9 protein-coding genes are annotated in these 7322 nt (G+C 38.6%); 6 read left to right on the top strand and 3 right to left on the bottom strand.

What is annotated here, in order from left to right:
• Nucleotides 1-126: 126 nt before the first annotated feature.
• Both IM477_RS02055 and IM477_RS02050 read right to left on the bottom strand, forming a co-directional pair.
• Nucleotides 127-549, bottom strand: a complete 423-nt coding sequence (locus tag IM477_RS02055) for a type II toxin-antitoxin system VapC family toxin (protein WP_125732272.1) — start codon at nucleotides 547-549, stop codon at nucleotides 127-129.
• Nucleotides 536-796 (bottom strand): hypothetical protein, encoded by a 261-nt coding sequence (locus IM477_RS02050; protein ID WP_002751499.1) that lies wholly within the window; start codon nucleotides 794-796, stop codon nucleotides 536-538. Before IM477_RS02050 ends, IM477_RS02055 begins: the two co-directional genes overlap by 14 nt.
• A gap of 168 nt (nucleotides 797-964) precedes the next feature.
• On the opposite strand from IM477_RS02050, the gene IM477_RS02045 reads away from it, so the two are divergent.
• The 6 genes from IM477_RS02045 (at nucleotide 965) to IM477_RS02020 (ending at nucleotide 6733) form a co-directional block, all read left to right on the top strand.
• The gene (locus tag IM477_RS02045; protein WP_287730359.1) at nucleotides 965-1123 is read left to right on the top strand and encodes a hypothetical protein; all 159 of its coding nucleotides are present in this window, start codon (nucleotides 965-967) and stop codon (nucleotides 1121-1123) included.
• A gap of 299 nt (nucleotides 1124-1422) precedes the next feature.
• Entirely contained in the window at nucleotides 1423-1644 is a 222-nt protein-coding gene (locus IM477_RS02040) for a type II toxin-antitoxin system RelE/ParE family toxin (protein ID WP_287728119.1), read from the top strand.
• A gap of 69 nt (nucleotides 1645-1713) precedes the next feature.
• On the top strand, nucleotides 1714-2028 hold the full coding sequence (locus IM477_RS02035; protein ID WP_002737909.1) for a HigA family addiction module antitoxin: 315 nt from the start codon (nucleotides 1714-1716) through the stop codon (nucleotides 2026-2028).
• Between the two features lie 352 nt (nucleotides 2029-2380).
• Nucleotides 2381-2587, top strand: a complete 207-nt coding sequence (locus tag IM477_RS02030) for a type II toxin-antitoxin system HicB family antitoxin (protein ID WP_002740815.1) — start codon at nucleotides 2381-2383, stop codon at nucleotides 2585-2587.
• On the top strand, nucleotides 2577-2723 hold the full coding sequence (locus IM477_RS02025; protein ID WP_072319654.1) for a type II toxin-antitoxin system HicA family toxin: 147 nt from the start codon (nucleotides 2577-2579) through the stop codon (nucleotides 2721-2723). Before IM477_RS02030 ends, IM477_RS02025 begins: the two co-directional genes overlap by 11 nt.
• Before the next feature lie 200 nt (nucleotides 2724-2923).
• Nucleotides 2924-6733: a CHAT domain-containing protein gene (locus IM477_RS02020; RefSeq protein ID WP_287730356.1), complete on the top strand. Its 3810-nt coding sequence runs from the start codon at nucleotides 2924-2926 to the stop codon at nucleotides 6731-6733.
• A gap of 80 nt (nucleotides 6734-6813) precedes the next feature.
• Here IM477_RS02020 and IM477_RS02015 read toward each other — a convergent pair whose 3' ends face one another.
• Nucleotides 6814-7218: a hypothetical protein gene (locus tag IM477_RS02015; RefSeq protein WP_287730355.1), complete on the bottom strand. Its 405-nt coding sequence runs from the start codon at nucleotides 7216-7218 to the stop codon at nucleotides 6814-6816.
• Nucleotides 7219-7322: the final 104 nt, after the last annotated feature.

Below are 7322 nucleotides of genomic sequence, written 5' to 3'. Positions count from 1 at the left end.
TTGGCGATTTTTGTCAATTGTTTTTGATCTAGAGCGAACTAATCAATTAAATCTCTTGCCAGATAAGGATTTAGTTTATTTATGCCACCCTATCGAACCATAACAAGTAACGAAGAGCCGAAATTATTAAGGATACCCTAAGAATAAATTTTGAAAAGTATGGGTATCCTGCCAGCGATAGATTGAAAAATCGCGGCGATCTGACGTTAAAATTTTCCCATGCCCTAAGTTTTCAGCTAATACTACTAATGAAGCATCAGCTAGATCCATTGGTATATCTTCATAACGTTTCATAAGTTGTTGCATTCGTCTAACATGATTTGATTGTAATTCAAATACTTCAAAACCACCTGCTAAGAAATTTTGAATAAATAGCAGTTGAGCATGATTACCGAGACGAGTTAGCAAAAGGTAACAAGTTTCGGTGACAACACACCAGGTTGTTATTAGGGGTTCTCGCAATCTTTGAATTACAAGCTGTGCTTGTTGATGATGATGATCTTGCTCATTGGCAAGAGCTAACCAGAAGCCTGTATCAACTATAATCATGTTTGGCTGACCATTCTTCCTTCAGGATAGTTTTATAATTAGTAGAAAGATCGGGCGAACCTTGTCCACACCCAATAAAACCGCTTTCTTTCAGCACTTTAAGAGCATCTGAGTTGCGCGGGTGTAGTTTGGTATATTGTTGCTCAATAACTTGATTGAGCAGGGTAGTTATATCCTGATCGCTATGTTGTTGGATGTAGGCGAGTTTTTCCCTTTGTTCTTGGCTAAGATGGATGGTGATGTCCATAGTCTTTCTCCTTAATAATGTCTAAACTATGATTAGAATGATTGAATGATCGACTATGATTAGGTTATCTTTGACAATCATGAGTGTTTATTATATTATATTATACGTTTGGTATATCGAAAAAACATCACAGTTCATCACATAATCACATCAATCACAGTACAGACAATGAATGAACAACGCACCCAAGCTTATGTTAATTTAATAGAACAGTTGCTCACTTCTGCTGATGATGAGGAACTCAATAATATTCTGCAAGCAAATCAGGAATTGATTGACCCCCAATTTTTGCAGGTGATGGAAAACTATGCAACGGGGTTAAAATAATAAGGATACAATAATAACCATGCAGATTGATTTAACACAAAACTTTGGGCAATATCTCAATCCTCAAGCGAGAAATATAGAAGAATATGAGGTGTTTTTAACTGTTGGGGACATTGACAATAGGCTAAGGTGTTGTTAGTATATCCAACATGAAGGCTACCGCGCTCATTTGTCGTCGCGTCATCTTGGCCCCAGACGCATTCGCAGAAGTCACTGTCTGGCCTGTTCCCCAACCAGTTCTGCCATCGGATCATCCTTACGTCATATACTTAAAAGTAGGATAAGAAATTGTTTAGAGAGTGATCCAAAACTTTAAAGATAAAGAAGCTCAAAAAGTTTTTGAACGTAAACATTCGCGTAAATTGCCATTAGATATCCAACAAGTGGCATTGCGAAAATTGCGGATGCTTAATCGTGCGGAAACCCTGCAAGATCTTCGTGTCCCACCAGCAAATCGATTGGAACGTCTGGTTGGTGACAGGGAAGGTCAATATAGCATTCGGGTTAACGATCAATGGTGAATTTGCTTTGTCTGGCAAAACGGTGATGCTCTAGACGTAGAAATCGTTGATTATCATTGAGGTAAAATAATGAATGAAGATAAACTAATGCCAATTCATCCCGGTGAGGTTCTTTTAGAGGAATTTATCAAGCCAATGAACCTTAGTCAGAATCAAATAGCTCTGGCTCTTGGAGTTCCTGAACAATGTATTAACGAAATCGTTCACGGAAAGCGGTGTATCACGGCGGATATAGCTCTTCGGTTAGCTCGTTATTTTGATATGTCACCGCGATTTTGGCTGGGATTACAAATGGATTACGATCTGGACGTTGTTGAAGATGAAATAGGAGATCAATTGGACAAAGAAGTTGCTGTAATGACAGTTATTTGTGCAGAAAAGTAATTTGTTTGATATGTTCTAAGGCAGAAACTTGGAATATATCAAACAAATTTGGCATCGATCCCCCTTGACAATCACGAATATTTATTGTATCACTTTAAATCATAAGGTTGGTCTCTCTCAAAAAAAATCACAGTCCATCACATAATCACATCAATCACAGTACAGACAATGATGGAAGACTATGCAACAGGGTTAGAAGAACAAAGAAATAATACTCCTGTTGCTTGGTTACGGGATATAAAGTATAGAATCTTGTTATGTAGAAGTCTAAAGCATGATCTATATGATTATTTAATTGACTGTCATTCTAGCCTGACCTATAATCATGGAAAGCTCAATCAGGAAAGTGAAAATGAGACAGGTACTTACAGCGAGAATTTTTCAAGAAGATAATTGGTTTGTTGCCCAATGTTTAGAGGTTGATGTTGCTAGTCAAGGGGAAACAGAAACCGAGGCGTTAAACAATCTGCAAGAGGCTTTAGAATTACATTTTGAACCGCCTTGTGCAACAGTTATTCCCCGATTACAGAAGATAGAGGTAGAAATCAATGCCGCTTAAGCCTTTATCTTATCGTGAGATTAAACGCAAGTTGGAAGCGGCAGGGTTTGAAGTTATTAGTCAAAAGGGGAGTCATGTTAAGTTTGCCAAGGATACTCCCGAAGGAAAAATGACAAGGATTGTTACCTCCTTATAACAGGGAACAATCGGTACAATTAGCAGTATTTTAAGGCAAGCGGGATTAAGAGTTGATGAGTTTGAGCGTTTATAGTTAATATCCTCTATAGCATTCTGTGTCATAATCGCCCTATATCAAGGGGACTCATCCTATCATAGAGTCATCCGCCAAAAAACATCATAGTCCCTCATTCAATCATTCTAATCACAGTACAGACAATGAATGAACAACGCACCCAAGCTTATGTTAATTTAATTGAACAGTTGCTCACTTCTGCTGATGGGGAGGAACCCAATATTCTGCAAGCAAATCAGGAATTGATTGACCCCCAATTTTTGCAGGTGATGGAAAACTATGCAACAAGCTTAGAAGAACAAGGATATAATAATCCTGCGGCTTGGTTACGGGATATGGCGCAACAGTTGGGGCAATTTCTCAACCCTCAAGCGAGAAGTATAGAGGAATATCAGGAGTTTTTATTAGAAGTATTACAAGCAGAATATGACGGTAATGATCCTACGGTGGTTTATCCTATCCTACAAAGCCATCAACATCTGTTAGATGATACTTTTGCCCAAATGTTGCAACAATGGGCTAGAAATGCGTTTTCTCAGGGGGAGGCAGAAGAAGTGGCAGTTATTGCCGGGGTGATTCAAAATTTATGTATTGATATTCAACAGTTTCCCTTGGGAAGTCGGGCTAATAATCTGGAAATTGCTATTACAGGATATCAAACCCTCTCAGAAGTATATACCCGTGAAGCCTCTCCCGAAAAATGGGCAATGACACAATATAATCTAGGGACTGCTTATGGTGATCGTGTCAGAGGGGAAAAAGCGGAAAATCTAGAGTTAGCGATTGCAGCTTATAACCTGTCTTTGGAAGTCTATACTCGTGAAGCCTTTCCTGAAGATTGGGCAATGACACAAAACAATCTGGGCACTGCTTATAGTGTATCCATCAAAGGAAAAAGAGCAGATAATCTAGAGAAAGCGATCACAGCTTATAACCTGTCTTTAGAAGTATGTACCTGTGAAGCATTTCCTGAAGATTGGGCAAGGTTACAATATAATATCGGGAATGTTTATTGTGATCGCATCAGAGGGGAAAGGGCCGATAATCTAGAGTTAGCGATCACAGCTTATAACCTGTCATTAGAAGTATATACCCGTGAAGCCTTTCCTGAAGATTGGGCAAAGTCACAAAATAATCTGGGGAATGCTTATAATCAACGTATCAGAGGAGAAAGAGTAGGAAACCTAGAGTTAGCCATCGCTACTTTAAACCTGTTATTAGAAGTATATACCCGTGAAGCCTTTCCTTATGAATGGGCAAGGACACAAAATAATCTGGGGAGTGCTTATTGTGATCGCATCAGAGGGGAAAGGGCCGATAATCTAGAGTTAGCGATCACAGCTTATAAACTATCTTTAGAGGTATATACCCGTGATGCTTTTCCTGAACAATGGGCAGGGTCACAAAATAATTTGGCAGAAGCTTATAGAAATCGCATCAGAGGGGAAAAAGCGGAAAATCTAGAGTTAGCTATTGCGGCTTTAAACCTGTCATTAGAAGTAAGAACTCGTAATACCTTTCCTGAAGATTGGGCAGGGTCACAAAATAATTTGGGGAATGCTTATGATCAACGCATCAGAGGGGAAAGGGCAGATAATCTAGAGTTAGCTATTGCAGCTTATAAGCAGTCATTAGAAGTATATACCCGTGATGCTTTTCCTGAACAATGGGCAATGACACAAAATAATCTGGGTGCTGCTTATGTAAATCGCATCAGAGGAGAAAAAGCAGATAATCTAGAGTTAGCAATTGTGGCTCATAACCAGTCTTTAGAAGTATATACCCGCGATAGCTTTCCTGAAAGTTGGGCAAGGACACAAAATAATCTGGGGAGTGCTTATTGTGATCGCATCAGAGGGGAAAGGGCCGATAATCTAGAGTTAGCGATCACAGCTTATAAGCTGTCTTTAGAAGTATATACCCGTCAAGCCTTTCCTGAAGATTGGGCAGGGAGACAAAATAATCTAGGGACTGCCTATGGAACTCGCATCAGAGGGGAAAAAGCGGAAAATCTAGAGTTAGCTATTGCAGCTTTAAACCTGTCTTTAGAAGTATATACCCCGACGGCTTTTCCTATAAACTGTTTAAGAACAGGACGAAACTTAGGAAATACTGCTAACATTATCAAAGATTGGGAAACCGCCATCAAAGGCTACAATTTAGCCATCGAAGCAGTAGAAAATACCCGACTCGAAGCCTTAAACCCCCAACGACAACAAGAAATTCTCTCCGATGCAATGGATGTTTATCATGGCATAGTTCAATCCTATCTCAACCTCAATCAACCAGATCGCGCTTTGGAATACGTTGAACGCAGTAAAACCCGCTATCTAGTCCAATTGCTTACGGATCGAGATATCTATCCTAAAGGTAATATCCCCCAAACTATTATTACCGAATTAGATCGCCTCCGTCGTGCCATTATTGGGGAAGAACAACGGTTAGCCATCCAAGAACAAACCCGTAATCAGGGAGTAATTTTAACCCCAGATCAACAAAAACAACCCATCTTAAATGACTATACTCACCTCAATCATTTAAAACAAGAATTAAAACAATTTATTGATCGTGAAATAACCCCCATAGACCCCACTTTTAGCTTAACTCAAAAGGTTGAAAGCATTCCTCTAAGTGAGATTCAATCCTTAATTGATCAAGATACTGCCATCTTAGAATGGTATATTTCAGGGGATAGTATTATGGCGTTTATTGTTACTAATGAGGGTTTGATACCCCCTAACCCCCCTTCAAAAGGTTTGATCCCCCCTAACCCCCCTTCAAAAGGTTTGATCCCCCCTAACCCCCCTTCAAAAGGGGGGAATAGTGAGGTGAAAGGGGTTAAAGTTTGGCAATCTTCAGCAGAAGATCGAGAAAAATTGATTAATTTTATTAAAAATTATCGTGATGCTTACGAAAATAATAAAACCGCGTGGATCAATAATCTTAATGACTATTTAAATCAACTCTCAGAAATTCTCCAGATTGATGAACTTTTAGAACTGATTCCTAAATCCTGCGATCGTCTCATCCTAATTCCCCATTGGTTTTTACATATTATTCCCCTTCATTGTTTACCCCTAAAAAATGGACAATTTCTCTATCAACGCTTTTCTAATGGTGTAGGATACGTTCCCAGTTGCCAACTCTTAAAACTGGTAAAATCATTACAGCGTGAAAACTTTACTCGTCTTTTTGCCATTAAAAACCCCACCAGAAAAGACCTAAAACCTCTCTTAGGTGCAAATCTAGAAATCGAGAGAATTAGTCAAGGATTTGCTGCAGAAAAAACCATTATTATTGGGGAATTAGAAGCATCAGAACAAACCCTAGAAAACCGTCGTCAAGAATTACAAGCATCTCATTGTATTCATTTTTCCTGTCATGGTAAATTTAATAATGAATCCCCTAGAGACTCAGCTTTAATGTTAGCAGATCCAGACGGTAACTTAAGAGAATCAGCTAACCTTACTCTAGCAGAAGTCTTTGAAAAATTTGACTTAAGAGAATGTCGTTTAGTCACTTTTTCTGCCTGTGAAAGTGGTATGATAGAAAGTAAAGCTGATAGTATTAGTGATGAATATGTGGGTTTACCCAGTGGTTTTCTATTTGCAGGTAGTTCTAGTGTTGTTAGCACTCTTTGGACAGTAGATCCCCTAGCAACAACTTTATTTATGGCTAAATTTTATCACGATCTTAAACGAATTTCTATCCAAGATCAAGGAAGTATTGCTATTGTTTTAAATAACACTCAAACATGGTTAAGAACATTGAATAGTAAAAAATTAGCCAGAATTAAAGATAGTCAAAAATTCCAGCAATTACTCGATCGAGTCTTTGAGAGTAAACGGGATAGAAGAAAATTCCAAGACTTATTAGAAGCTGCGGTTAAACGTCAACCCTATCCCTTTGCCAATCCCTATTATTGGACGGCATTTATCGCAACAGGAGTTTAATCTATTGTTCCTTGAGAATACAATTAAGTTGAGGTATTCTCCCCCCTTTTTAAGGTGCGTTGGGGGGGGATCACTTTGATTTAAGAATCGGAAGAAGTTTGACAAAATTTATCCATTCCTTCCTCTTGAATATAAATAGCAACTGGAGTTGATAAAAGTGTAGCAATTCCTGAAGGACAAAGAAAAGATGCTGCGATCATCTCTGCTAAAGTAGGGATAATTGCGGGTACTATTTTTTCTCCAACAATTCTATTCTCTGGTTGACAAATAGAATCACGACATTTATTAAGAACAATAACAAACCAACGAAAATCAGCCTTATCTTCTACCCCTTCAATCCCGTTACGAGTGGCAATAGACTCAGCAGCATCTGCTAAATCTCCCTCCCATTCCTCAATAAAATCAAGTGCAATTAAAGCGTTCTCATTGTCCGCAAATTCAATACGGTACTGAGCAATTTTTTCCGGTGTTAAGCTTTTACGCATTTAAGTTACATTGACAGCATTACCCTTATTTTTAAGTTTTCTACTCCATTTAATAATCAATCCCCCTTCATTTAAAAGCTGATTGACTACTTTTTCCAGTTCTT

Origin of the sequence: Microcystis sp. M090S1 (assembly GCF_020246295.1) — a bacterium.
In the GTDB taxonomy this organism is placed as follows: domain Bacteria; phylum Cyanobacteriota; class Cyanobacteriia; order Cyanobacteriales; family Microcystaceae; genus Microcystis; species Microcystis aeruginosa.
Note: the sequence above shows the minus strand (reverse complement) of the source record. Positions and strands in the feature narration are given on the sequence as shown.